Source organism: Saccharopolyspora tripterygii, assembly GCF_054778355.1.
Map to the genome: position 1 here is coordinate 119,590 of NZ_BAAGZP010000005.1, position 23,097 is coordinate 142,686.

Consider the following 23,097-nt stretch of genomic DNA (forward strand, 5'->3'; position numbering starts at 1 on the left):
GTCACTCCGCGCCGTCCTGCTCCAGGATCGCGTGGACCCGCTGCAGGACGGTGATCTGCGCCCAGTTGTAGAGCTCGACCACCGCGTGGGCCATCGTGCTCTCGGCGAACTCCTTGCCTCGCGGTGAGTTCGCCGCGGGATTCACCAAGCGCGGATGCCGCTGCTGGTTCCTGCGGACCACCGGTGCCATGCGCTCGGCGAGCCGGTCGATCTCGGCGTCGTCGGCATCCGCGGGCAGGAGCTCGAACTCCATGTCCGTCTCCTCCGGCTCCGACAGCATCTCGCGGAACTCCGCCAGGTCCGCCTCGCTGAAGATCGTCGAGTAGACCGCCAGCATCGACCGCTGCGTGTCGGTGAAATCCCCGGAGACAGGGGCGAACTCGGTCGGCACGTCCGGTCGCGCGCCGTGCCGCCGGATCACCGCCAGTTCCGACCGGATCCGCGTCAGCCGGTCGATCGTCTCCTCCAGCTCGGTGTCGAGCAGCCGGACGGCCTCATCGGGGTCGGCGTCGTCGCGCAGCAGCGGGGCGATCTGCGACAGCGGAAGCCCCAGATCGCTCAACCGCTTGATCCGCACCAGCCGGATCAGGTGCGACACCCCGTACTGCTTGTAGCCGTTGGACGTGCGATCGGGCACGTCGAGGAGCCCGATCTCGTGGTAGTGCCGGACGGCCTTCACCGTCGTGTTCGTGAGATCGGCGATCTCACGAGTGCTCCACGCCATCGCCCGCTCCTCGATCCTCGTCCACCCGAGACTGCCACTTGGCCCGGGCCGGGGCAGCTCACCCCGGCCGGAACGCGCGATCAGGGCGCGAGCAGCAGGGGAACCAGGTGGATGATCTCGAAGGCCTCGTAGATCGCGCCGATGACGAACAGCACCAGCGCCGGCAGCGTCAGCCACCCGAACTGCTTCAGCCCGCGGACGTAGCCCTGGCGGCGGTTTCCCGCACCGACGCTCGCCGGACGCAGCCACGCCCGCCCGATCAGGTAGGCCCCGAGCAGGAGCACGGCGTAGGCCTGGAACTCGATGACGACGGTCAGCGAGTGCGGGATCATGGTCTTCGCCGTGACCTCGCTGACCGGCGCGAGCGTCACACCGGTGATGAACGCCCAGTACGCGTACACGGCGATGCCCGCGAAGGGCACGACCACCGAGGGCAGCAGGATCTTCACGATCCCCACCGTGATCGTGTTGACCAGGAAGATCGTCAAGCTGAACAGCCACATGTTGCCGAGCACCATGTTGACCAGCTCGGCCGTTCCGTCCTGCGTCAGGGTGTTGGTGCGCGCGGCGGTCATCTCGGGGAACAGCAGACCCGTCCCCATGCCGATGAGGAACAGGCCGTAGACGAGCGCGTTGATGGCCAGGTACGCACCGAGGTTCGCCCGGATGATCCGGAACGGTTCGCGCAGGAACCGCTTCCGCCGCTCGAGGCGGGGGAACTCGTCGGTGTCGAGCGACCCGGACGTGGTCCGGTGGTCTGGGGTGGTGGTCATCGAGCGCTCCTCTGGGGTCATGGCCGGTGCTCGACACCAGTGCAGACCGTGCCCCAAGGGCAGGGTCAAGTCACCCGCCCGGCCCACCGCGCCCGGACCGCCGCCGAGGCCTCCGAACCCGCAAACGCGATACTCAGAAACCCGCAGAAGTGATACTCAGAAACCCGCAAACACGATAGTGAATCGCCCGCAGAAGTTATAATGCGCTGGTGAACACCTATCGGCACCGATCTGTAGACGATCTTGTTCGTGCGTCGTTGGGCACGTTCGGCGCCGTGATCATCCAGGGGCCACGGGCGACCGGTAAGACGACAACCGGCTTGCAGGTCGCCAACAGCTCCATCCGGCTGACTCCGACCCCCAACTGCCGTCGATCGCGGAGGTCTCACCTGGTGCCGTGCTGACCGGCGATATCCCGAGGCTCATCGACGAGTGGCAGCTCGCGCCCACCTTGTGGAACGCCGTGCGGCACGAGGTCGATCTGCGCTCGGCTCCCGGACAGTTCGTCCTGACCGGCTCAGCGACCCCACCTGACGACATCACCAGGCACAGCGGCGCGGGCCGCTTCCGCAGGATCACGCTCCGCCCCATGACGCTGGAGGAGAGCGGGGAATCCATCGGGGCCATCAGCTTCGCCGAGCTCTTCTCCGGTGGTGTTGTCGCGGGAATCGGAGGGCCGACGGTTGAGGAGTACGCGTCCGTGCTGGTCCGAGGTGGGTGGCCGTCGCTGGTGGCTCAGCCGAACCGCTCGCCCCAGGACTACCTGGACAGCTACCTGGACGACATCGCGCGCGTTGATCTCCCGGGGGTCGAGATCCGCGCTGATCCGCTGCGTGTGCGGGCCTTGATCCGGGCTCTGGCTCGCAACACCTCGACTGAGATCTCCATCGCCAAGCTCAGCAGGGAAGCCGAGATCGGGGTGTCCGGGTCCGAGGTGTCGGCCCAGACGGCACGTCGTTACCTCGACGCGTTGGCCCGGGTGTTCGTGGTGGAGGAACAGCAGGCCTGGGCCCCGCATCTCAGGTCGAAGGTTCGATTGCGCGCTCAGCCCAAGTGGCACTTCGTCGATCCGTCGCTCGCTGCCGCTGCGCTCGGGGCGGGCCCGAGCGCACTCCTCGACGACCTCAACACGTTCGGGTTGCTGTTCGAGTCGTTGTGCATCCGGGATTTGCGCGTCCTGTCGCAGCCTTCCGGCGGAACCGTCTACCACTACCGGGACGAGAACGGCCTCGAGATCGATGCCATCGTCGAGCTGAACGACGGCCGTTGGGCGGCCTTCGAGGTGAAGGTCGGCGGGAGCAAGAACATCGACATGGCGGCGACGAATCTTCGTTCGCTCGCCGCGAAGGTGTCCGAGCAACGAGCCGACCAGCTCGCATCGCTGAACGTCCTCACGGCTGGAACCGCGAGCTACACCCGGGAAGACGGCGTCAACGTCATCGCCCTGGGCCACCTCGCTCCCTGACGTCTCCAGGCGCCCTCGTCGTGGAGCGGCTCGGGGGAGACCTCTCCCCGATTCAGTTGTGATGTCCGGGGAGGTTGGTGAGTGGGGTGGGGAAGTTTTCATGAAAACTTCCCCACCCCACAGACCAGGGCCCGGTACCAGCCCGAAAGGGCTGGTCAGCGCCGGGACGGGTGAGTGGGGCCGGAGGGACTCGAACCCTCACTGTCTAGGACCTAAACCTAGTGCCTCTGCCAATTGGGCTACGGCCCCTCGGTGCGGACCCAGCGTAGCGCGGGCGTCGATCTTGTTCTTCGGGCGGCCGATGAGACCCGAGCAGGCGACATGGGCGCGGCTGGTGCGGCGCGAGTTCTTCGGTGAACTACGGTGTGGGCAGCCAGGTGAACGTGAGGAGGACACGTGGCCCGTGATCAAGATGCCATCGAGCGTGACATCGAACAGGCGCGTGACGCGCTGGCCGACACGCTGGACAGGCTGAGCGTGCAGGCGAACCCGCAGCGGTTCGTCGACGCCGGCAAGGCCAGCGTGCTGGAGAAGCTGAACGACCCCAAGGTGCGCTACGCGCTCATCGGGGTCGGTGCGGTGGTCACCTTGGTGGTCGCGCGCAAGCTGTTCAAGTGAGGTGCCGGTTGTTCTGGGGTCTCGGACCTGGCCCCAGAACACCGGAACCGACTCACCCCGCGCCGACCGCGTCGCCCACGCCGATCGTGCCCGGCCGGGACACCCGCATGATCACGCCGAACTTGTTCTCGTGTCGCTGGATCAGGTGAGTTTGCAACTCCCGCCAGCGCTCGCGCCCCTCGGCGTCCCAGCTGGGCACCGCGCAGCGGATGCACGGCCCCGCGTTCTCGCCCGTCACGGCCAGCTCCACCTCGCCCGCGGTGATCGTGGAGCCCGGTTCCCAGTCCTGCTCGGCGAACGCGGGCAGATCCGACTCGACGTGCAGGTTCGTGCGGAAGCGGCGCAGGTCCACCTCCGCGCCCATCTCCTCGCCCAGCCCGCGCAGCGACGACTCGAAGGTGACCAGCACGGTCGGGCCGCGGTCCTGCTGGCCGTCGGCCGCGCGCAGGCCCACCGGGATCTCCAGCGACTCCGAGAGCACGTCCGCCAGTTCGGGCTGATCCCAGGAGAAGCTCTGCTCGCCCGGGCCGTGGAGGGTCGGCGTCCCGGACGGCTCGGGCAGGTCGCCGTAGCCGGCCGACCAGGACAGCAGGGTCTGGTTCTGTCGGACGGTGAGGACGTTGCCCGCGCGGTTCGGGCGCTCGTCGAGCAGCGCGAAGGCGCGATCGCCCGCCACACCGCGCTCGTCGAAGCGGGCCGCGGAGAGCTGCTCGCCGCGCAGCGACTTCACCGGCCAGCGGTTGAGCCTGAGAACCTCGGGCACGAGCCGACCTCCGTTCTGCCAGGTGAGCCCACCCTAGCGCCGCGAACGGCCGATCAACGCCGCAACAGCGGCAGCAGGCCCTCGTTGAGCAGCCGGTCGACGAAGGTGGTGTCCAGCGGCTCGTCGGCGAGCATCAGCCGGTAGATCAGGCCCGCACCGGCCAGCTCGCCGACCGTGTCGATCGGGGCGTCCGGGCTGATCTCGCCGCGCTGCACACCGCGCTCCATGATCCGCCGCAGCACGTCGCGCTGCGGCAGCAGGAAGGACTCGCGGAACTTCAGCGCCAGCTCGGGCTCGTGCGGCAGCTCGCCGACCAGCGCTTGCGCGGCCTTGCCGACCGGGCCGGTCAGCAGCGTGGCGAAGGAGCGCAGGAACTCGCCGAGGTCGGCGGCCACCGAACCCAGGTCGGGCTCGGGGATGCGGCGCTGGACGAGCTCGTTGCAGGTGTCGATGACCAGGTCGAGCTTGGAGTCCCAGCGGCGGTAGATCGTGGCCTTGCCTGCGCGGGCGTGGGCGGCCACCGCGTCCATGGTCAACGCTCGGTAGCCGACCTGCGCCAGGACTTCCATCGCGGCCTGGCGCAACGCGGCATCGCGGGAGGCGTCCCGCGGGCGTCCCCGGCCGGCGGGCGGCCGGCTCGGTTCGAGGCTGGCCACCGCTGCTTCCTCCTGGGGTGCACTACTGGTCGGCGCGTTCACGAACGCCATCCTAAGGTCCCCGGCCACGGGTCCCCCGCGCACGCGATCGGTGGGTCGCGAAGAGTCACCGACCAGGGGATTCCCGGCCGGGAACCCGGCCTCAGGTAGCGGCAGGTGCGTTGGCCACGGCCGCGCGCGCCGCGCGCTCGGTGGCCTCGTCCGACAGGCCGTGCCTGGCCTGCAGGTAGGCGGTGGTGAAGGCGAAGCCGTCACCGTCCAGGAGGTGGATGACCACACGGCCGGACTTGCCGGGGGAGATCTGCTCGATCAGCTGATCCGCCTGGTCCCTGGCGGCGATCAGGCCGGGGGCACGCGCGGTCTTCTGGTCGTCACCGTTGGTGACGGTGATCTGCCAGTCTTCGCCCTGGGGTACGTAGTTCGCGGTGATATGACCGCCAGCCATGAATGCCTCCGCTCTCCACTTTGCTCGGGCGTTCGAGCTCTTGACCGGAAGACGATGTTAGGCGCAGCCGCTCTCAACAGCGCATCTCGGTCGTCAGGGCACTCTACGTGGAGTGTCGTTCCAGATCTTCAGGCCGGTCGACATCAAAGCCGTCCGATACGTCGTCGCACAAGATCATCGTCACTGCGCGTTGTTTCAGGTACTCCCGCGCACCGGCGTCACCTGTTGCGGAGGCGGCTGCACCGGTCCAGTGGTTCCGCCCCAGCAACACCGGGTGACTCCGCCGACCGCCGTGCGAGGCGGCGGCGAGCGCGTCGGGGGAGGAGTGCCCGGCGACCCGGCGGACCGCCTCCGGGCCGATGCCCGGCATGTCGACCGGGAGGATCAGCGCGGCAGGGGCGTCGGAGCCCTGGAGGGCGTCCAGCGCGGTCCGCAGCGAGGAACCCATGCCCGAGGGCCAGTCAGGGTTGATCACCGTCGTGACGCCCGCGAGCTCGGCGCGTTCCCGCACCTCGTCGGCCGCGGCGCCCAGGACCACCAGGACCGGGTCGCACCCGGCGTCGGCCAGGACCTGCGCGGTCCGATCGACCAGGAGCTGCCCCCGGTAGTCGACCAAGGCCTTCGGCATCCCGAAGCGGCGCCCGGCGCCTGCGGCGAGGACGACTCCTGCTGGTGCTGTCACGGTGTCGACGGTACTGGCCCGCCGGACGTGCGGGGGCGTCCGGCGGGCCGGCGGCTCAGACCCCGGTGAGACCGGAGACGAGGAAGTAGACCGCGAAGACGATCGCCAGCGACCCGACCAGCCAGCCGACCTCCCGCACCTTGCCGCGCGCCACCTTGATCACCGCGAAGGCGATCAGGCCCGCCCCGATGCCGTTGGTGATCATGTAGGTGAACGGGATGACCGCCAGCGTCAGGAACGCGGGGATCACGTACTCGGGGTCTTCCCAGGGGATCAGCCTGACCTGCGACATCATCAACCCGCCGACGACCACCAGCGCCGGTGCGGCGGCCTGCGCCGGGACGACCGACGCCAGCGGTGTGAACAGCAGCGTCAGGCAGAACAGCAGACCGGTGACGATGCTCGCCAGCCCCGTGCGGGCGCCTTCGGCGACACCGGCGGCCGATTCCAGGAACACGGTGTTCGGCGCGGCACCGGTCAGCCCGCCCGCGGCGGCGGCCACGCCGTCGACGGCCAGGATCCGGCCCATGCCCTGCACCTTGCCGTCCTCGATCAGCCCGGCCTGCGAGGACACGCTGTTGATCGTGCCCATCGCGTCGAAGAACCCGGACAGCACCAGGGTGAACAGGAAGACCGTCGCGGCCACACCACCCGCTGCGGCGAACCCGCCGAACAGGTCGACCTGCCCGAACAGCCCGAAGTCCGGTGTGCCTACCAGCTGCGCGGGAACCTCCGGGACCACCGTGCCCCACTGGTCGGGGGCGATGTCCAGCGCCGCGTTGGCCACCAGCGCCAGCACGGTCCCGGTCACGATGCCCAGCAGGATCGCGCCGGGCGTGCGCCTGGCCATCAGCCCCATCATCACCAGCAGGGTCACGCAGAACACCACGATCGGAATCCCCGCGAGGTGTCCGTCGGTGCCCATCTGCACCGGCACTGTCGTGTCCTGGGCATCGGGGACGCGGGTCACGAATCCGGCGCTGACCAGGCCGATCAGCGCGATGTAGAGGCCGATGCCGACGGTGAGCGCGATCTTCAGCGGTTCCGGGATGGCGTTCATGATCTTCTCGCGGACGCCGCTGAGCGCCAGCGCCACGATCACGACGCCTTCCAGCACCACCAGCCCGAACGCCTGGGCCCAGGTCATGGTGGGGGCGATGGTGAACGCGACGACCGCGTTCACGCCCAGGCCGGTGGCCAGGGCCAGCGGGGCGTTGCCGACCAGCCCCATCACGATGGTCATCACGCCTGCGGTGGCGGCGGTGGCGGTGGTGAGCTGCTCGGGCGAGAGCTTCGCGCCGGTGATGTCGGCCCCGGAACCGAGGATCAGCGGGTTGAGCATCACGATGTAGGCCATCGCGATGAAAGTCGTGATCCCGCCCCGCAATTCGCGGGAGAAGGTGGAGCCGCGCTCGGAGATCCGGAACACGCGGTCCAGGCCGGTTTCTCGCCTGGTGGTCAATTGCTGGGTCATGCGTCCTCCCATGCCGGTGGGCGCCCCCGGGACGTCGGTATTCCGGGCAGGGTTGAGCCCGGCGAGAATTCGCCGAATGCCTGGTGCGGGGCGTTTTAGCTGAGGCGGGCCGTTGTTGGGTGGCCGCTCTGGTTGGCGATCCGGTCATCGCCGTGTGGTGCGCGGGATCGTCCGCTCGTCGTGCGGTCAGAGTCGAAGGTGCGTTCCCCGCGCCTCACCCTCGGGGCCGGCGCCGTCCGGGGTGTCGGGGGTGGGGAAGTTTTCATGAAAACTTCCCCACCCCACCTGCGGAGTCCGCACGCACGACACTCGTTCAGTAGTCGACGCGGTCGGTCTTGTTCCGCCAGGCGTCGAACGCTTCGTTCCGGTTATGGATCTCGATCCGCGCGATGGCGGTCGGGTTCTGGGCCGGGTCGACCATCGCGTCGTAGAAGGCGCGGTCGTCGAAACCGGCCGCCGCGGCGTCGTCGCGGTCGGCGGCGAACAGGACGCGTTCGACCCTGGCCCACATCGCCGAGGCCAGGCACATCGGGCACGGTTCGCACGAGGTCACCAGCACGCAGCCGGCCAGCGAGAACGCGTCGAGCTCCCGGCAGGCGTTGCGGATGGCCACGACCTCGGCATGCGCGGTCGGGTCGAGGTCGGCGGTGACGCGGTTGTTCCCGGTCGCCACGATCTCGCCGTCGCGGACGATCACCGCGCCGAACGGGCCGCCGCCGTTGTGCACGCTGGTGGTGGCCAGCTCGATCGCGCGGGCCATCCAGTCGTGCTCTTGTTGGGTTGCGACGTCAACGGACATCGTTTCACTCCAATGGTTCTCGTCGCTTCAGATGATGTGCTCGGGAGCGACCGGGGTGTGCGTGAGGTCCTTGCCGGTGGCGGCGCGGATGGCCGCGACGACGGCCGGGGTCGTGGAGATGGTGGGCGGCTCGCCGACACCGCGAACCCCGTAGGGCGCGTTGTCGTCAGCGCGCTCGATGACGTCGATCTCCATCGGCGGCATGTCGAGGATGGTGGGGATCAGGTAGTCGGTGAACGAGGGATTGCGGATCTTCCCGTCCTTGACCTGGACCTCCTCCATCACCGCCAGGCCGAGGCCCTGCGCCGAGCCGCCCTGGATCTGGCCGAGAACGGCTTCGGGGTTCACGGCCTTGCCGACGTCCTGCGCGCAGGCCAGCTGCACGACCTTGACCAGCCCCAGCTCGGTGTCGACGTCGACGACGGCGCGGTGCGCGGAGAAGGCGTGCTGCACCTGCACCATCTCGCTGCGCCCGTCGGCGTCCATCGGGAAGGTCTGCCGGTGGTGGAACTCGCGGGTCTCCTCGATGACGTCGTCGCCCAGCAGCTCGGCGAGGTCGGTGACCACGCCGTCGTCGGCGACCACCTTGCCGCCCTGCAGCGACAACCCGACCGTGGTCCCGAACCGCTCGGTGACCCGGTCGAACAGCACCTCACGCACGGCCTGGCAGGCCTCCCGCACCGCACCTCCGGTGACGTAGGTCTGCCGCGACGCGGAGCTGGAACCGGCCGGGCCGACCGAGGTGTCGTTGGGGTGGATGGTCACCCGCTCCACGCCCAGCTCGGTGCGCGCGATCTGCTGCTGCACGGTCACCAGGCCCTGACCGACCTCGGCCGCGGCGGTGTGCACCATGGCGGCCGGTTCGCCGCCGATGAGCTGCAGTCGCACCCGCGCCGTCGAGAAGTCGTCCGCGCCTTCGGAGTAGCAGATGTTCTTGATCGTCACGCCGTAGCCGATCCCGCGCACCACGCCTTCGCCGTGCGTGGTGTTGGACGCGCCGCCGGGCAGCTCGCGGATGTCGGTGGTGTCGCGCTCGGCCGGCATCGGCAGCGCCCGGACGCGTTCCATCAGCTCGGCGACCGGGGCCGGCGAGTCCACGACCTGCCCGGTGGGGATCGTCCCGCCCTGGGTGATCGCGTTGCGCACCCGCAGCTCCACCGGATCCACGCCGAGCGCGGCCGCGAGCTTGTCCATCTGGGACTCGTAGGCGAAGGTCGGCTGCACCGCGCCGAGCCCGCGCATCGCGCCGCACGGCGGGTTGTTGGTGTAGAGCCCCCACCCGTCGACGCGCACGTTGGGAACTTCGTACGGACCGACGCCCAGCGTCGTCGCGTTGCCCACCACGACGGGGGTCTTCGACGCGTACGCGCCGCCGTCGAAGTACTGGTCGGCCTTGACGTACACCAGCTTCCCGTCGCGGGTCGCGCCGTGCTCGTAGTACATCTTCGCCGGGTGCCGGTGCACGTGGCCGTAGAACGATTCCTCGCGGCTGTAGTACATCTTCACCGGCTTGCCGACGTGCAGCGCGAGCATGCACACGTGCACCTGGATCGACAGGTCCTCCCGGCCGCCGAACGCGCCGCCGACGCCGGACATGGTCATCCGCACCTTCTCCGGCGGGAGTCCCAGCGCCCGGGCGGTCTGCTTCAGGTCGGAGTGCAGGTCCTGGGTGGCCAGGTAGAGCTCGACGCCGCCGTCCTCGGCGGGGATCGCCAGACCGGACTCCGGGCCCAGGAACGCCTGGTCCTGCATGCCGACGGTGTAGACCCCGGAGACCACGACATCGGCGGTGGCGTCCGGGTCTCCCTTGACGATGTGCTGGTGGCGCACCACGTTCCCGTCCGGGTGCAGCTTCGGCAGGTCCGCGTCGTGCGCGGCGCGCTCGGCGTCGAGCACCGGCGTCAGCACCTCGTAGTCGACGACGATGCGCTCCAGCGCTCGCCGCGCGGTCTCCGGGTGATCGGCGGCGACCAGGGCCACCGCTTCGCCGACGTAGCGCACCACATCGGAGGCCAGCACCGGCTGGTCGACCGTCTTGAGGCCGTAGATGTTCTCGCCCGGCACGTCCTCGGAGGTGAGCACCGTGTGCACACCGGCCATCGCCATCGCGGGACCGACGTCGATGGAGCGGATGCGGGCGTGCGGGTGCGGGCTGCGCAGCGTCGCGCCCCACAGCATGTCCTCGGCCCACAGGTCGGAGGCGTAGGCGAATTCGCCGGTCACCTTCAACCCGGCGTCGGGGCGCAGCGGGGACTCGCCGATGCCGCCGTCGATGGCGTCGTCGAGCCGCTGCGGCGTCCGCGTGGGTGCCTGAGCACTCGGTCGGTTGGTCATGGTCACGACACCTCCACCAGGCGCAGCCGGGCGCTCGCCCGGTCCAGCTCTTCGACGACGTCTTCTCCGGTGAGCACTTCTCTTCCGCCGCACAGCAGCGTGTCGACCTGCGGCAACCGGCCCAGCACCAGCGCGGCGACCGGATCGGCGATGCCGGTGTGGTCGAGCCCGCCGAGCCGCCACACGGCGATGTCGGCGAGCTTGCCCGGCTCCAGCGAGCCGATCTCGTCCTCGCGACCGAGGCAGCGCGCGCCGCCCCGGGTGGCCAGCCGCAGCGCGTCGCGTACGGACAGCGCGCGGGGGCCACCGGTGGCGCGGGCGAGCAGCAGGGCCTGGCGCATCTCCTCGCCGAGTCCGCCGGACTCGTTGGAGGCGACCCCGTCGACCCCCAGCCCGACGGGGGCACCTGCGTTCAGGAGTCCTCGCACGGGCGCGATCCCGGCACCCAGCCGGCCGTTGGAGCTCGGGCAGTGCGCGACACCCGTGCCGGCCGCCGCGAGCCGTCCGATCGCGCTCGGCGACAGGTGCACGCCGTGCGCGAGCCACACGTCCGGTCCGAGCCAGCCCAGGTCCTCGGCGTACTCCACCGGGGTGCGGCCGAACTCGGCCCGGCACTGCTCTTCCTCGGCCGTGGTCTCGGCGAGGTGGGTGTGCAGCCGAACCCCGTTGCGGCGGGCCAGTTCCGCGGCCTCCCGCATGAGCTCCGCGCTCACCGAGAACGGCGAGCACGGTCCCACGGCGACCCGGACCCGGGAACCCGGTGCCGGGTCGTGGAAGGCGTCGATGGCCTGCTGCGTTCCGGCGAGCGCCGCGTCGCGGTCCTCGACGACGGAGTCGGGCGGCAGGCCGCCCTGGGAGCGGCCGCGATCCATCGAGCCGCGAACCGCGTGCAACCGCAACCCGATTCGCTCGGCGGCGGTGACCACCGCGCCGAACACGTCACCCCCGTCGCGCGGGAACACGTAGTGGTGGTCGGAAGCCGTGGTGCAGCCCGAGCGCGCCAGCTGCGCGAGTCCCGCCGAGGCCGCGGCGTGCGCGGTCTCGACGTCCAGCCGCGCCCACACCGGGTACAGCGCGGTCAGCCACTCGAACAGCGTCGAGTCGACGGCCTGACCGCGCGTCGCCCACTGGTAGAGGTGGTGGTGCGCGTTGACCAGACCGGGCGTGACCAGGCATCCGGTGGCGTCGATCCGGTGCACCGGACCGTCCTGCGGCGGAGCCGATCCCGGTCCCACGGCGACGATGCGGTCGCCCTCGACGACCACGTGCCCCTCGGCGAACTCGGTCCCGGCGTCATCGACCGCCACGACCGGTCCGCCTTCGATGACGGTCCGCTCGATCACCGCACCGGGAGGGCCCTCATCCATGACTCCTCCGCGAAGCGGCGAGCCGGACCGCGTCCATGATCTTCTCGTATCCCGTGCAGCGGCACAGGTTTCCGGCCAGGGACTCGCGGATCTCGGCGTCCGACGGCTGCGGCGTGCGCTCCAGCAGGTCGTGGGTCTGCACCAGCAGGCCCGGCGTGCAGAAACCGCACTGCACGGCGCCGGTCTCGACGAACGCCTGCTGCACGGGGTCCAGCTGCTCCTCGTCGGCGAGGCCTTCGACCGTGCGCACCTCGCGCCCCTCGGCCTGACCCGCCGCGACCAGGCACGAACAGGCCGGGACGCCGTCCAGGTAGACCGTGCACGAACCGCATTCGCCCTGCTCGCAGGCGTTCTTCGAACCGGGCAGGCCAAGCCGCTCGCGCAGCACGTACAGCAGGCTCTCGCCCTCCCAGACGTCGTCGGCCTCCTGCCGGCGCCCGTTGACGGTGAAGTTCAGGCGCATTCCTGCCTCCCGGAGCGGTGTTCGTGCCAGGCCCGGCTCAGGGTCCGGCGTGCCAGCACGGCCAGGGCGTGCTTTCGGTACTGGGCGCTGCCGCGCACGTCGTCGATGGGGGACGAGGCCTGCGCGACGAGCTCGCCGAACCGCCGGGCCGCAGCGTCCTCCAGCGCGGCGTCCCAGTCGAGCTCGGCGGCGAGGAAGTCCTCGGCCTCCCGAGCCCGGACCGGGGTGGGCGCGGCCGAGCCGATGCCGGTGCCGGCGGTGCGGCTCGCGGGATCCAGCGAGATCGCGAACGTGCACACCGCGATGACCATCGCGTTGCGGGTGCCGACCTTGGAGAACTGCTGCGGGCCGGCGGCCGGTGCGATCCGGACGGCGGCGATGAGCTCGTCGGGATCGAGGACGTTGCGCTTCGGGCCCGCGAAGAACTCGTCGACCGGGATCACCCGGCTGCCGCGCACGGACTCGGCCACGACGCTCGCCCCTGCGGCGAGCAGCGACGGGTGCGCATCACCGGCAGGGGAGGCGGAGCCGAGGTTCCCGCCGACGGTGCCGCGGTTGCGGATCTGCGGCGATCCCACGGTGCGGCTGGCCATCGCCAGCCCGGGGACGCGCTCGCCCAGCTCCTCGATGATCCGTGAGTAGGGCACGCCCGCGCCGATGCGCAGCACGTCGCCGTCCGGCGCCCACTCGGCGAGCTCCGGCACGCTCGTGAGGTCGAGCAGGTGCTCCGGCCGCTGCCGGTCGAAGTTCAGCTCGACCATCACATCGGTCCCGCCCGCGATCGGCGTCGCGTCGGGATGCGCGGCCTTCGCTTCGAGCGCTTCCCGCCAGCTGGCGGGGCGGAGGAATTCCACGTCGTACTCCTTCTCGACCGGCCCATGCGCTGATGTGGCCCAGTACACATTCGGCGAGTAGTCGCTGGCTAGCGGGCGAAACCCCGAAAAAGGCGTTCCCCTGAACGGGTGTGGTTGTAGCTTCCTACGAAGACCGCGGATCCGCTCGACGTCGGCGCCGGTCCCGAAGCGACGACCTGAGCAGCTCCTCGGCCCCCGAACGCCACGTGCGAGGCGCGGTCGACTACCGGGTGTCGTGGTCGTTCTCGCAGCGGAACCGCCCTGAAGCTCCGACGGCGCCGTGTGCTCGGGTGGGGTAGAGAGAACGCGGCCACGCCGCTCGCCTGACGAACGGGGACGAAGAGTGCGGCTCAGAGATCTGCTCGCCGACGACGAGCTCGGCCTCGTGCTGCTCAACGACGCCGACGCGCTGGATCGGCCCGTGCGCGGCGTCTACATCACCGACCTGATCGACCCGCGCCGCTACCTCACCGGCGGTGAGCTGGTGCTCAGCGGCCTGGTCTGGCACTCGGGCCCGGAGGACTCCGAGCGGTTCGTAGAGGCGCTCGTCGACGCCGGGGTCGCGGGTCTCGCGGCCGGAACCGCGCGGCTCGGGCACGCACCGGCCGACCTGGTGAAGTCCTGCCGGGCGCACGGGCTGCCGGTGTTCGAGGTCCCGATCTCGGTCAGCTTCAACGCGCTCGCCGAACGCATCCAGTGGCGGGCCGCGCCCCGCCGGGAACTGATCTCTGCGGTGGCCGCCGGAGCCGACCTGGACCGGGTGCTGCGGATGGCCGCCGACGACCTCGACGCCGACTGCTGGGTCCTGTCGGCGACGGGCTGGGTCGTCGGAGGAACCGCCGAACTCGACGAGCAGACCCGAGCGGACGCCCTCGCCGAGTTCGCCCGGGGCCGCCTGCCGCGCACCGCGCGAGCCGGGCGACCGCACGTGCTGTGGCCCGTGGAATCCGGTGCCGAACCCGTCGCCGCGCAGTGGTTCGCGCTGGTCAGCGGCGACCTGGTCGAGTGGGACGAGCACCGCGAAGCGGTGGCCACCGACCTGGGCACCGTCGTCGCCCTGGTGCGCGCGCGGGTCGACGAGGCCCGCCGCATCGCCGGCCGCTCGGTCGAAGCCGCGCTGCGCAGGCTCCTGGAAGGCAGCTCCTCGCCCACCGAGGTCGCCGCCCGGCTCGAAACCGCCGGGCTGCCCGCCGACGAACCGCTGCGCGCGGTGGTGATGGGCGTCGGCGACTCGACCAGGTCGACGACGCTTCTCCGCGAGATCGCCGCCGCCACCGGCATGGCCTCGGTCACCGCGCCGCTGGGCGACGGCGCCGCCGCGCTGTTCGTCGACACCCGAGAGCACCTTGCGGGCCTGGAGCAGCAGCTGCGGGACATCGTCGCCGACGCCGAAGCCGGCCTGGGGGAGCGGCGGCTCACGATGGGTGTCAGCGACACCACGGCCGCCACGGCGCTGCGCGGAGCCCTCGACGAAGCCGCCTACGCCCGCAAGCTCGCCGATCAGCGACGGGGGCGCGCGGAGGTCGCCGTCGCCGCCGAGCTCGCCTCGCACGAGGTGCTGCTGGCCTCCACCTCCGACGAGCTGCGCCGCTCGTACCGGGAGCGACTGCTCGCCGACATCACCGCCTACGACGCCGCGCACGGTTCGGAGCTGCTGCGCACGCTGCGCGTCTTCCTGGACAACAACGGTTCCTGGTCGCGCTGCTCGCAGCTGCTGCACGTGCACGTCAACACGCTGCGCTACCGCATCCAGCGCGTCGAGGAGCTCACCGGACGCGACCTGGCCGACTTCTCCACGCGAGTGGACTTCTACCTGGCCCTGCGGCTGGAATCCGACGCCTAGGAACGACACGCCCGGTCGTTCGGAACCTCGGTAGCCTGACCAGCGCGGGCCGGCTCTCCGGGCGGGAGGCACCCATGACCGAACGCGAACTCCCCGACATCGGCGCGGCTCCGCCGCCGTCGGCCGATCAGCCGGTGACCTCCGACGATGTGCAGGCGCTCCGCGACATCACCGCCCAGGCCGTGGCGCTCGACGGACGGCGCGGCGGTGCCGAGCTGCTCCCGGCGGTCACGAGCGCGTTCAGGGCGGCCTCGGCGCGGTCGGCCCCGGCCGGTCTCGAAACCGACTTCACCGCTGCGGCCGCAGAACTCGGCCAAGTCGCCGGGTGGCTCGCGTTCGACTCCCTCCGGCACGACGAGGCCCGCCGCCTCGACCTGCGGGCCCTGCGCCTCGCACGACTCGCCGGGGACGCCCGCATCGAGAGGTTCCTGCTGGGCAACATGGCGCTGCTGGCGCAGGAAGCCGGACGGCCCCGCGAGTCCCTGCGCATCGTCGATCTGCTGGAGCTCTCCGCGCCGTCGCCGAGGGTGCGGGTCATGGCCGCGCTCAGGCGCGCGCGGGCCCTCGCTGACCTCGGCGACCAGCGCGCGCTCGACCAGATCCACCGGGCGCAATCGCAGGCGGACGAGTCGATCACCCGCGCCGATCCCGAGTGGACGTGGTGGCTCGACCGCCGCGAACTCGTCCTGCACGAAGGCGGCATCTGGCGCGCGCTCGGCAGGCCGGACGAGGCGGTGGACCGCTACGCCGCCGCCCTCGAAGACGTGCCCGACGCCTATCCGTGGTCGGCCTACGTCGGCGGGTCCTGGCTCGTCGGCGCGCTGGTCGAGGCGCGGTCGTGGTCCGAAGCCGACACCGCCGCGAACGAGCTGGCCCGACTCGCGCGCGACGTGTCGTCCGGCCGCGCGACCCAGCGGCTCCGCGAGGCATCGGCCACCGCGAGGGCCCTGCGCGCCCCGTCCAGCCTCCAGGACCTGCTCACCGCGCTGGCCGGCTGAGAACTGCGTGGGGATCGTTCTGCCCGGCGGAGCGGGGTGTCGGAACCTGATGCCTGTGGGGTGGGGAAGTTTTCATGAAAACTTCCCCACCCACACGACCACCCCACCCACACGACGTGCGCGGGTCGCCGCGAGGCGTCCGGTCCGGTGCGCGTGCTCACAACTTCACGTGCGGTTCGAAATCTGACTTCGAGAGCGGTACCGTGCTTGGTCGCAGTTGCGGTCGCGCAGCGTCGAGCCGCAGGCGAGGAAGACGTGACGAGTACGCACCGATCCCCGAGACGGAGGTAACGGGATTGACCGATCTGTCCGCCACCACCGGCGTGACGGACCGCCTGAGCGGCACCGCGCAGCAGGAGCCCGGGCGGCACAACGGGAATCCGGATCCCATCCGGCGATTCCTGGATCAGCACAACCCCGAAACCCCTTGCCTCGTCATGGATCTGGCACACGTGCGGCAGCGCTACCGGCAACTGCGCACTGCTCTGCCGGACGCGCGCATCTGCTACGCGGTCAAGGCCAACCCGACCCCCGAACTCGTCGGCGAGCTCATCGCCGAGGGCGCCTCGTTCGACGTCGCCAGCCCGGGTGAGATCGAGTTGTGCCTGGCCAAGGGCGCGGCGCCCGAGTCGATCTCCTACGGCAACACCATCAAGAAGCGCCGCGACGTCGCCCGCGCCCACCAGCAGGGCGTGCGGCTTTTCGCCACCGACAGCGAAGCCGACCTGACCAACATCGCCGAGGTCGCACCCGGTTCGCAGGTGTTCTGCCGCGTCCTGGTCGACAACACCGGCTCCAAGACCCCGTTCGGCCGCAAGTTCGGCTGCACCCCGGCGCAAGCCGCGCGCTTGCTCGTGCGCGCCGCCGGGATGGGACTCGACCCGTACGGCGTCTCGTTCCACATCGGATCGCAGCAGCTGGACCCGGCCGCCTACCAGCACGGGATCGCGGCGGCCGCGCGCGTGTTCGCCGACTGCGCCGAGCACGGCGTGCGCCCGCGGATGGTCAACCTGGGCGGCGGTCTCCCTGCCGAGTACACCGACACCGCACCTCCGCTGGCCGACTACGTCACGGCCGTGGAGCACGCGCTGGAGCGCGCTTTCGGGCCGCAGCGACCGGAACTGCTCGTCGAGCCCGGCCGCTTCCTCGTCGGCGACGCCGGCGTGCTGCGCAGCGAGGTCGTGCTGGTCACCGACTCGTGCGACGGGCAGCGGCGCTGGGTGTACCTCGACATCGGGCGCTACAACGGCCTCGCCGAGACCGAGGGAGAGGCCATCACCTACCGGCTGCGCACCTCGCGCGACGGGGACCCGGTCGGCCCGATCGTGCTGGCCGGGCCGACCTGCGACGGTGATGACGTGCTCTACCAGCGGACCCACTACGAGCTGCCGCGCACGCTGCGCGGCGGTGACCACGTGGACCTGCTGTCGGCGGGCGCGTACACCGCGAGCTATTCATCGGTGGGATTCAACGGGTTCACCCCGTTGCCCACCTATTGCGTCGATGGCGATCAGCGGCCGTGATCTGCTGCGGCGGCGAATCCGCTCGCAGCTCGTGCTCTCCGCCGACGGAGAGCGGGACGCGGCAAATCTGCGAAATGATGGGAGGTCGATAGATGTCCGTTGAGACCGGAGCACAGGTCGGTCTGTTCACCGGCAGGCACGTCCTCGCCGAGCTCGAAGGCGTGGAACCGGCGCTGCTGGACGACGAGCAGTACCTGCGCGAAGTCCTGCACAACGCGTTGAGCGAGTCGGACGCCACGGTGTGCCAGATGATCGCCAAGCGGTTCGACCCGCAAGGCGTCACGGTGTTGGCGCTGCTGTCGGAGTCCCACGCCTCGATGCACACGTACCCGGAAGACGGCTCGATCTTCATCGACGTGTTCACCTGCGGCCACACCGCGAAGCCGGAGCTGGCCGTGGAACTGCTCGCCGAAGCGCTGCAGCCGACCTCCAAGCACGTGCAGACCATTGAACGCGGGCACGACTACGCCGAACTGGTCTGCTGAGGCGGTCTTTTCGCGTGTCTGCGGGCCCGTCGCGGGAGCGGGCGGGATGCTGGGCACACATCAATGGGGAATTCAGGAGGAACACCGTTGATCGAACTCGACGGGCACCGGTGGATCAAGGAGCCGATGGGCGACGACCTGCAGCGCCTGTGGCGGGTGGACGACGTGCTGTGGGAGGGCGACACCCCCTACCAGCACGTGGTGATCGCGCGCACCGCGCAGGGCGTCTCGCTGTTCTGCGACGACGACCGGCAGAGCACCGAGTTCTCCCAGCTGGTCTACCACGAGGCCATGATGGTGCCGGCGTTCCTGCTGGCCGCGCAGGTGGAGCGGGTGCTGATCATCGGGTCGAGCGAGGGGGTGGCCAGCCAGATGGCCGTGGCCGCCGGCGCGACCCGGGTCGATCACGTCGACATCGACGAGCTGTGCGTGCGCAAGTGCGCCGAGCACCTGCCCTACGGCTACACGCCCGAGGAGCTGGCCGCCGCCGAGAAGGGCGAGGGCCCGGTTGCGATCCACTTCGCCGACGGCTGGAGCTTCCTGGACACGGCCCCGCCGGAGGGCTACGACATCGTCGTGGTCGACCTGCCCGACGAGCGCGCTGACGACGCCGACGGCCAGCACAACCGGCTCTACGGCCTGGAGTTCGTCCAGCGCTGCCAGTCGGTGCTCTCCGCAGGTGGCGTGGTGGCCTTCCAGGGCGGCTGTCCGACCGTGTGGCGGAACGAGACGCTGATTCGCGCATACAACCGGTTCCAGTCGGCGTTCGAGACGGTCACCTACTTCGGCTCCGACGAGCACGAGTGGGCGTTCCTGTTCGGCCGGGTCGAGCCGATCGACGACCCGATCAACCTCATGCTCGAAGCGCTCCCCACCAGCGGCTACGAGCCCAGGACGATCGACGACGCCTCGCTGATCGGCGCCACCGTCGCGCCGTACTCGCTGCGCAACCAGTCCTGACCGGCGCCGGAGGTGGGCGGTCGACGTCCACCTCCGGTCCCGCCGACTACAGGGAGTCGAGGTAGGGGTGGAAGGCCGGCGTTCCGTCCCGCGGGAGGAACCACTGGTCGAACGCGAGGCCCCGGTCGTGCAGCTCGGCCTCGACCTTCGCGGCTTGCTCGACGACCTCCGGCTCCGCTTCGGCTGCCAGCGGCACGTCGATCTCGTACAGCTCGTGGTGGTCGAACCCGCCGAATGCCTTCTCCGCGAACGCCTCGAACAGCGGCTCGCTGGTCTCCCAGTCCATGAGCTCCGCGGCTTCCAGGACCACCCGGGCCTCGTTGAGCACCAGCCGCAGCGCGAGCGCCTCGGCGACGCTGCGCGGCGGCTGCCACGCCGGCTCGGTGAGCCGGACGGTCACGGCGGCGGAGGCGAGCACGAACGCCCTGGCGAAGAACGCGTCGTAGCGCTGGTCGTAGCAGGGCGGTAGCTCTTCGAGCACGAGCAGGCCGACCGCGTCGGCGACGGTCGCGTTGTTGACCGCCAGGGCGAGCTCGTCGTAGAAGATCTCGTCGGTCACCACGCGCACCGCGTGCACCAGCGCACCTGCGGCCAGCGTCGCCTGCTCGCCCTCGACGCCGAAGGCGTCACCGCCGAACGAGCGCAGCCGCGGCGCCAGGCCGGAGAGCCGCTTCTTCCAGTGCTCCAGGTCCATCGCGGGCTCGCCGGAGGACTCCAGCACCTCTTCGATGGCGGCCTGCAGCGCGTCGTCGGCGTCGACCCCGTCGGCCGCGGCCAGCCGCTCGTTGAACTCGTCCTCGGTGATGCGCACGGCCGAGTCGGACACCGACCAGCCGATCAGCAGCTCCGTCTCGACGATGAGCTCGTCCAGCACCGACGCCGCGCCCTCCTCGGCGGCCTGCAGCGATGGCGCGTCCAGCGCGAGCAGGACGCTCACGCCCGCCGGGTGCACGGTGATGCGGTAGTCCAGCACGTCGATCTCGGACTCGCCCGGCCCGCTGACGCCCTCGACCATCGCGAGGTGGCGGTCCAGGACCGCCGCGACGCCCTCCTGCTGCAGCGGGTCCAGCTCGACCACCTCGGCAGGTGGTGCCAGCTCTGCCGTCACCGCGTAGTCCACCGCGTATCGCCCTCTCCTCGACTGCTGGTCGGCATGGTACGACGTCGCCCCGGCGGTGACCCGTCCACCGGACGGGGTGTCGGGGTCGGCGATGATGGTCGAGTGACGACGAGCGTGGTGGTCTTCGGCAGCTGCAACATGGACCTGGTGGCCTACGTGCCGGTAGCGCCCAAGCGGGGCGAGACGGTCACCGGCCGCGAGTTCCGCACTGTTCCCGGCGGCAAGGGCGCCAACCAGGCGATCGCCGCGGCCAAGGCGGGTGCGGACACGCGCATGATCGGAGCGGTCGGCGGCGACGAGTTCGGCGACGAGATCCGCCGCGTGCTCCAGAAATCCACTGTGGACACCCGTGGCCTGCGCACCGCGCCCGGCCGGAGCGGAACGGCGCACATCGTGGTCGACGACGGCGGTGACAACTCGATCGTCGTGATCCCGGCCGCCAACGGATCAGTGGACGCGCTCGCTGACGGGGACGAGGAGATCATCGCGCGCTCCGACAGCCTGCTGCTCCAGCTGGAGATCCCGCAGTCCGGGGTGGCGGCGGCCGCGGCCGCGGGCAAGCGCAACGGCGTGCGAGTCGTGCTCACCCCGGCCCCGGCGGTACCGCTGCCGGAGGGCCTGCTGCGCGAGGTGGACCTGCTGGTGCCCAACGAGCACGAGGCAGCCGTGCTGACCGGCCACGAGGACGCCCGGCGAGCGCTGCCCGCACTGCTGGAGCTGGTTCCCGAGGTCGTGATCACGCTGGGTGCCCGGGGGTGCGTCTACGGCAACCGCGACGGCGTCCGCCACGAGGTGCCCGCGTTCGACGTTCAGGCCGTGGACACCACGGCGGCCGGCGACACCTTCGTCGGAGTGCTCAGCACCGCGCTGGGCGCGGGAGCGGAGATCCCCGAGGCGCTGCGCCGCGCCGCCGCGGGGTCGGCGCTGTCGGTGCAGCGCAATGGCGCGACCAGCGCGATGCCCGATCGAGAGGAAATCGACCGGTTCATCGCGAACTCCTAGTCGGCACTTCCCATTAGCCGTGACCGCCGCTGCGGTGGCCATTGGTGGGTAATGCGCGGGCATTCACCGGGCGGCCGGAAAGTTCCCGAGGAACCAGATCCGGCCGCCCGTGCCCGGCTGTTCACTGAGCGTTGTCGAAAGCCTCGACGATCTCAGCCGGAATGCGGCCCCGGTCGGAAACCTGCATGCCCTGTTCCCGAGCCCATTCACGAATGGCCTGGTTCCGTTCCCGGTCGGCCTGCGTCGGCGCGCCCGAAGGCTTGCCGGGCTTGTTGCCGGACCGCTTGCGGCCACCGGTCTTACGTGCGCTGGCCACGAAAGAGGCCAACGCGTCCCGCAGTTTCGCGGCGTTGTCGTCGGACAGGTCGATTTGGTAGTTGACCCCGTCCAGGGCGAACTCGACAGTGCTGTCGGCTTGCGAGCCGTCGACATCGTCGACCAGCTGCACGGTGACTTTCTGCGCCACGGTTAAACCTCGATTCCGGCTCGAATCCAGTCTCAGCGCGCACGTGCCCGCGCGACGAAGAGCGAGCGAACAATAAACGATCGCCGGAAGAATGTTCCACCCGGTCTCGAAATTCGGTCCCGGAACCGATTACCTCGGGTGAAACGGCCGCGTCCGGTTACCGTCCGTTAGAGGGCCGGACACCGGCGCGTTGCGATGACGTCCCCTGCGCCGAGCGGATTTCGGCCTAGCGAGCCGCTGTTCTAAGGTTGAGTGCGAGACATCTGCTAAGCGCCGTGCTACAACGTGGTCAGAACCAGCAGTAGTCTTGCCTGGAAGTCGCGGATCGAGACGGGGCGCGTTCCCGAGACAGGTGATCATGGCCGAGCGGATTCAGGTTGATCTCGTCGATGACATCGACGGGTCGCCAGCCAAGCACACCGTCACTTTCGCCCTGGACGGCGTGAGCTACGAAATCGACCTGAACGACGGCAACGCCGAAGCGCTGCGTTCTGTGCTCGACCGCTACATCAAGGCCGCCCGCGCACCCAAACCCGCAGCTCCGCGCAGCACCAAGCAGCAGGAGCGCGAGGACGAGCAGGCGCGCGAGGCAAACAAGCAGCTCACCGAGCAGATCCGCGGTGCTGCCGCGCGCACTCGCGAGGCGCTGAAGAAACCCGAGTCGGAAGAAGCCGCCGAGGCTTCCCCCTCGGAGTCTCCGGCCGCCGAGGCTCCCGCAGCGGAAGCCGAGCCGGAGGTGGCCGCAGCCGACGAGGCGAAGCCGGCCTCAACCGAGGGCCCCTCGGTGTCGCTCCCGCTCTTCTCCTCCGCGGTCGACTGACCACGACCGCGAAAAACCGCACCGGAGCGCTGGGCGCTGAATCCGGTGCGGTCCGAGTGGTCTGACGGCTGCTCAGTCCGCGGCGCGGTGCCTGCGGGCGCGGGAGCGGGTACCGGTGGAGCGCGTTTCCTTCGCGGGTGCCGAGTCCGCTCCTGCGGTGAGCGCGGCCGCGAACTCCGGCGGGGCGCTCGGGCCCCAGTTGCGGTCCTCCGGATCCGCCAGAGTGTTGCGCAGCTCGGTGTATATCGGATTCGAGTCCACTGCTACCCCCGTTCTGACGAGACGTCGGCAGGCTACCCGCGAAATCGCGGAGTGCCCTCTCGGAAGACCATCTACCACCCGAAGGTGGACGGTGCACTCCTGGAGCCGACGGGCCGGTTCACGCCCGATTCGCCTTTTCCGCCGCTGTGACCTGGGGTTTTGTCTTTAGAGGGGGGTGGTGTTCACCGGGTTTTTCGGGGTG

24 protein-coding genes and 1 tRNA gene are annotated in these 23,097 nt (G+C 70.3%); 9 read left to right on the forward strand and 16 right to left on the reverse strand.

Translation table 11 applies throughout. The annotated features are described in order from the left end of the window. Nucleotide 1: 1 nt before the first annotated feature. Nucleotides 2-724: a MerR family transcriptional regulator gene (locus ACYVF3_RS04025; protein WP_461152902.1), complete on the reverse strand. Its 723-nt coding sequence runs from the start codon at nt 722-724 to the stop codon at nt 2-4. Nucleotides 725-804: 80 nt separating this feature from the next. Further along, nucleotides 805-1,497, reverse strand: coding sequence for a stage II sporulation protein M (locus ACYVF3_RS04030; protein WP_461152903.1), 693 nt, complete (start codon nt 1,495-1,497; stop codon nt 805-807). 397 nt (nt 1,498-1,894) lie between these two features. On the opposite strand from ACYVF3_RS04030, the gene ACYVF3_RS04035 reads away from it, so the two are divergent. Then, complete coding sequence (locus ACYVF3_RS04035; protein ID WP_461152904.1) at nt 1,895-2,962, forward strand: ATP-binding protein; 1,068 nt, start codon at nt 1,895-1,897, stop codon at nt 2,960-2,962. 175 nt (nt 2,963-3,137) lie between these two features. Here ACYVF3_RS04035 and ACYVF3_RS04040 read toward each other — a convergent pair. After that, a tRNA-Leu gene (locus ACYVF3_RS04040) sits at nt 3,138-3,211 on the reverse strand. A gap of 147 nt (nt 3,212-3,358) precedes the next feature. Between ACYVF3_RS04040 and ACYVF3_RS04045 the strand changes: the two genes are divergently transcribed. Next, nucleotides 3,359-3,580, forward strand: coding sequence for a DUF3618 domain-containing protein (locus tag ACYVF3_RS04045; protein WP_461152905.1), 222 nt, complete (start codon nt 3,359-3,361; stop codon nt 3,578-3,580). Between the two features lie 52 nt (nt 3,581-3,632). Here the strand turns inward: ACYVF3_RS04045 and ACYVF3_RS04050 are convergent, their stop codons facing one another. The 10 genes from ACYVF3_RS04050 to ACYVF3_RS04095 form a co-directional block, all read right to left on the reverse strand. Further along, a complete protein-coding gene (locus ACYVF3_RS04050; protein WP_461152906.1) occupies nt 3,633-4,343 on the reverse strand; it encodes an MOSC domain-containing protein in 711 nt (236 codons plus the stop codon). 53 nt (nt 4,344-4,396) lie between these two features. Beyond that, nucleotides 4,397-5,041, reverse strand: a complete 645-nt coding sequence (locus ACYVF3_RS04055; protein ID WP_461152907.1) for a TetR/AcrR family transcriptional regulator — start codon at nt 5,039-5,041, stop codon at nt 4,397-4,399. A gap of 100 nt (nt 5,042-5,141) precedes the next feature. After that, nucleotides 5,142-5,444 (reverse strand): hypothetical protein, encoded by a 303-nt coding sequence (locus ACYVF3_RS04060; protein WP_145743365.1) that lies wholly within the window; start codon nt 5,442-5,444, stop codon nt 5,142-5,144. 103 nt (nt 5,445-5,547) lie between these two features. Continuing rightward, a complete protein-coding gene (locus ACYVF3_RS04065; protein WP_461152908.1) occupies nt 5,548-6,126 on the reverse strand; it encodes a nucleotidyltransferase family protein in 579 nt (192 codons plus the stop codon). Between the two features lie 55 nt (nt 6,127-6,181). Further along, entirely contained in the window at nt 6,182-7,600 is a 1,419-nt protein-coding gene (locus ACYVF3_RS04070; protein WP_461152909.1) for an NCS2 family permease, read from the reverse strand. Nucleotides 7,601-7,913: 313 nt separating this feature from the next. Next, on the reverse strand, nt 7,914-8,360 hold the full coding sequence (locus ACYVF3_RS04075) for a nucleoside deaminase (RefSeq protein ID WP_461152926.1): 447 nt from the start codon (nt 8,358-8,360) through the stop codon (nt 7,914-7,916). 66 nt (nt 8,361-8,426) lie between these two features. Next, nucleotides 8,427-10,733: a xanthine dehydrogenase subunit D gene (pucD, locus tag ACYVF3_RS04080; RefSeq protein WP_461152910.1), complete on the reverse strand. Its 2,307-nt coding sequence runs from the start codon at nt 10,731-10,733 to the stop codon at nt 8,427-8,429. Between the two features lie 2 nt (nt 10,734-10,735). Continuing rightward, nucleotides 10,736-12,100, reverse strand: coding sequence for an 8-oxoguanine deaminase (locus tag ACYVF3_RS04085; protein WP_461152911.1), 1,365 nt, complete (start codon nt 12,098-12,100; stop codon nt 10,736-10,738). Continuing rightward, nucleotides 12,093-12,563, reverse strand: a complete 471-nt coding sequence (locus tag ACYVF3_RS04090; RefSeq protein ID WP_461152912.1) for a (2Fe-2S)-binding protein — start codon at nt 12,561-12,563, stop codon at nt 12,093-12,095. The genes ACYVF3_RS04085 and ACYVF3_RS04090 overlap by 8 nt, the downstream gene beginning before the upstream one ends. Next, nucleotides 12,554-13,417, reverse strand: coding sequence for an FAD binding domain-containing protein (locus tag ACYVF3_RS04095; protein ID WP_461152913.1), 864 nt, complete (start codon nt 13,415-13,417; stop codon nt 12,554-12,556). The genes ACYVF3_RS04090 and ACYVF3_RS04095 overlap by 10 nt, the downstream gene beginning before the upstream one ends. A gap of 343 nt (nt 13,418-13,760) precedes the next feature. On the opposite strand from ACYVF3_RS04095, the gene ACYVF3_RS04100 reads away from it, so the two are divergent. From ACYVF3_RS04100 to ACYVF3_RS04120, 5 genes are all read left to right on the forward strand, one after another. Then, the gene (locus ACYVF3_RS04100; protein ID WP_461152914.1) at nt 13,761-15,260 is read left to right on the forward strand and encodes a PucR family transcriptional regulator; all 1,500 of its coding nucleotides are present in this window, start codon (nt 13,761-13,763) and stop codon (nt 15,258-15,260) included. A 74-nt stretch (nt 15,261-15,334) separates the two neighbouring features. Next, the gene (locus ACYVF3_RS04105; RefSeq protein ID WP_461152915.1) at nt 15,335-16,258 is read left to right on the forward strand and encodes a hypothetical protein; all 924 of its coding nucleotides are present in this window, start codon (nt 15,335-15,337) and stop codon (nt 16,256-16,258) included. A gap of 296 nt (nt 16,259-16,554) precedes the next feature. After that, nucleotides 16,555-17,781 carry a type III PLP-dependent enzyme gene (locus tag ACYVF3_RS04110; RefSeq protein WP_461152916.1) on the forward strand — a complete coding sequence of 409 codons (1,227 nt, stop codon included), beginning with the start codon at nt 16,555-16,557 and terminating at the stop codon, nt 17,779-17,781. Nucleotides 17,782-17,873: 92 nt separating this feature from the next. Then, the gene (speD, locus tag ACYVF3_RS04115; protein ID WP_461152917.1) at nt 17,874-18,266 is read left to right on the forward strand and encodes an adenosylmethionine decarboxylase; all 393 of its coding nucleotides are present in this window, start codon (nt 17,874-17,876) and stop codon (nt 18,264-18,266) included. A gap of 87 nt (nt 18,267-18,353) precedes the next feature. Next, nucleotides 18,354-19,226, forward strand: coding sequence for a spermidine synthase (locus ACYVF3_RS04120; RefSeq protein WP_461152918.1), 873 nt, complete (start codon nt 18,354-18,356; stop codon nt 19,224-19,226). A gap of 46 nt (nt 19,227-19,272) precedes the next feature. Here ACYVF3_RS04120 and ACYVF3_RS04125 read toward each other — a convergent pair whose 3' ends face one another. After that, nucleotides 19,273-20,346 carry a hypothetical protein gene (locus ACYVF3_RS04125; protein ID WP_461152919.1) on the reverse strand — a complete coding sequence of 358 codons (1,074 nt, stop codon included), beginning with the start codon at nt 20,344-20,346 and terminating at the stop codon, nt 19,273-19,275. A gap of 102 nt (nt 20,347-20,448) precedes the next feature. Between ACYVF3_RS04125 and rbsK the strand changes: the two genes are divergently transcribed. Beyond that, the gene (rbsK, locus tag ACYVF3_RS04130; RefSeq protein WP_461152920.1) at nt 20,449-21,348 is read left to right on the forward strand and encodes a ribokinase; all 900 of its coding nucleotides are present in this window, start codon (nt 20,449-20,451) and stop codon (nt 21,346-21,348) included. 121 nt (nt 21,349-21,469) lie between these two features. Here rbsK and ACYVF3_RS04135 read toward each other — a convergent pair whose 3' ends face one another. Continuing rightward, a complete protein-coding gene (locus ACYVF3_RS04135) occupies nt 21,470-21,814 on the reverse strand; it encodes a histone-like nucleoid-structuring protein Lsr2 (RefSeq protein WP_461152921.1) in 345 nt (114 codons plus the stop codon). A gap of 358 nt (nt 21,815-22,172) precedes the next feature. Here ACYVF3_RS04135 and ACYVF3_RS04140 point away from each other — a divergent pair, with 358 nt between their 5' ends. Then, the gene (locus tag ACYVF3_RS04140; protein ID WP_461152922.1) at nt 22,173-22,634 is read left to right on the forward strand and encodes a histone-like nucleoid-structuring protein Lsr2; all 462 of its coding nucleotides are present in this window, start codon (nt 22,173-22,175) and stop codon (nt 22,632-22,634) included. Nucleotides 22,635-22,706: 72 nt separating this feature from the next. On the opposite strand, the gene ACYVF3_RS04145 is transcribed toward ACYVF3_RS04140, so the two are convergent. Then, the gene (locus tag ACYVF3_RS04145) at nt 22,707-22,895 is read right to left on the reverse strand and encodes a hypothetical protein (RefSeq protein WP_461152923.1); all 189 of its coding nucleotides are present in this window, start codon (nt 22,893-22,895) and stop codon (nt 22,707-22,709) included. Nucleotides 22,896-23,097: the final 202 nt, after the last annotated feature.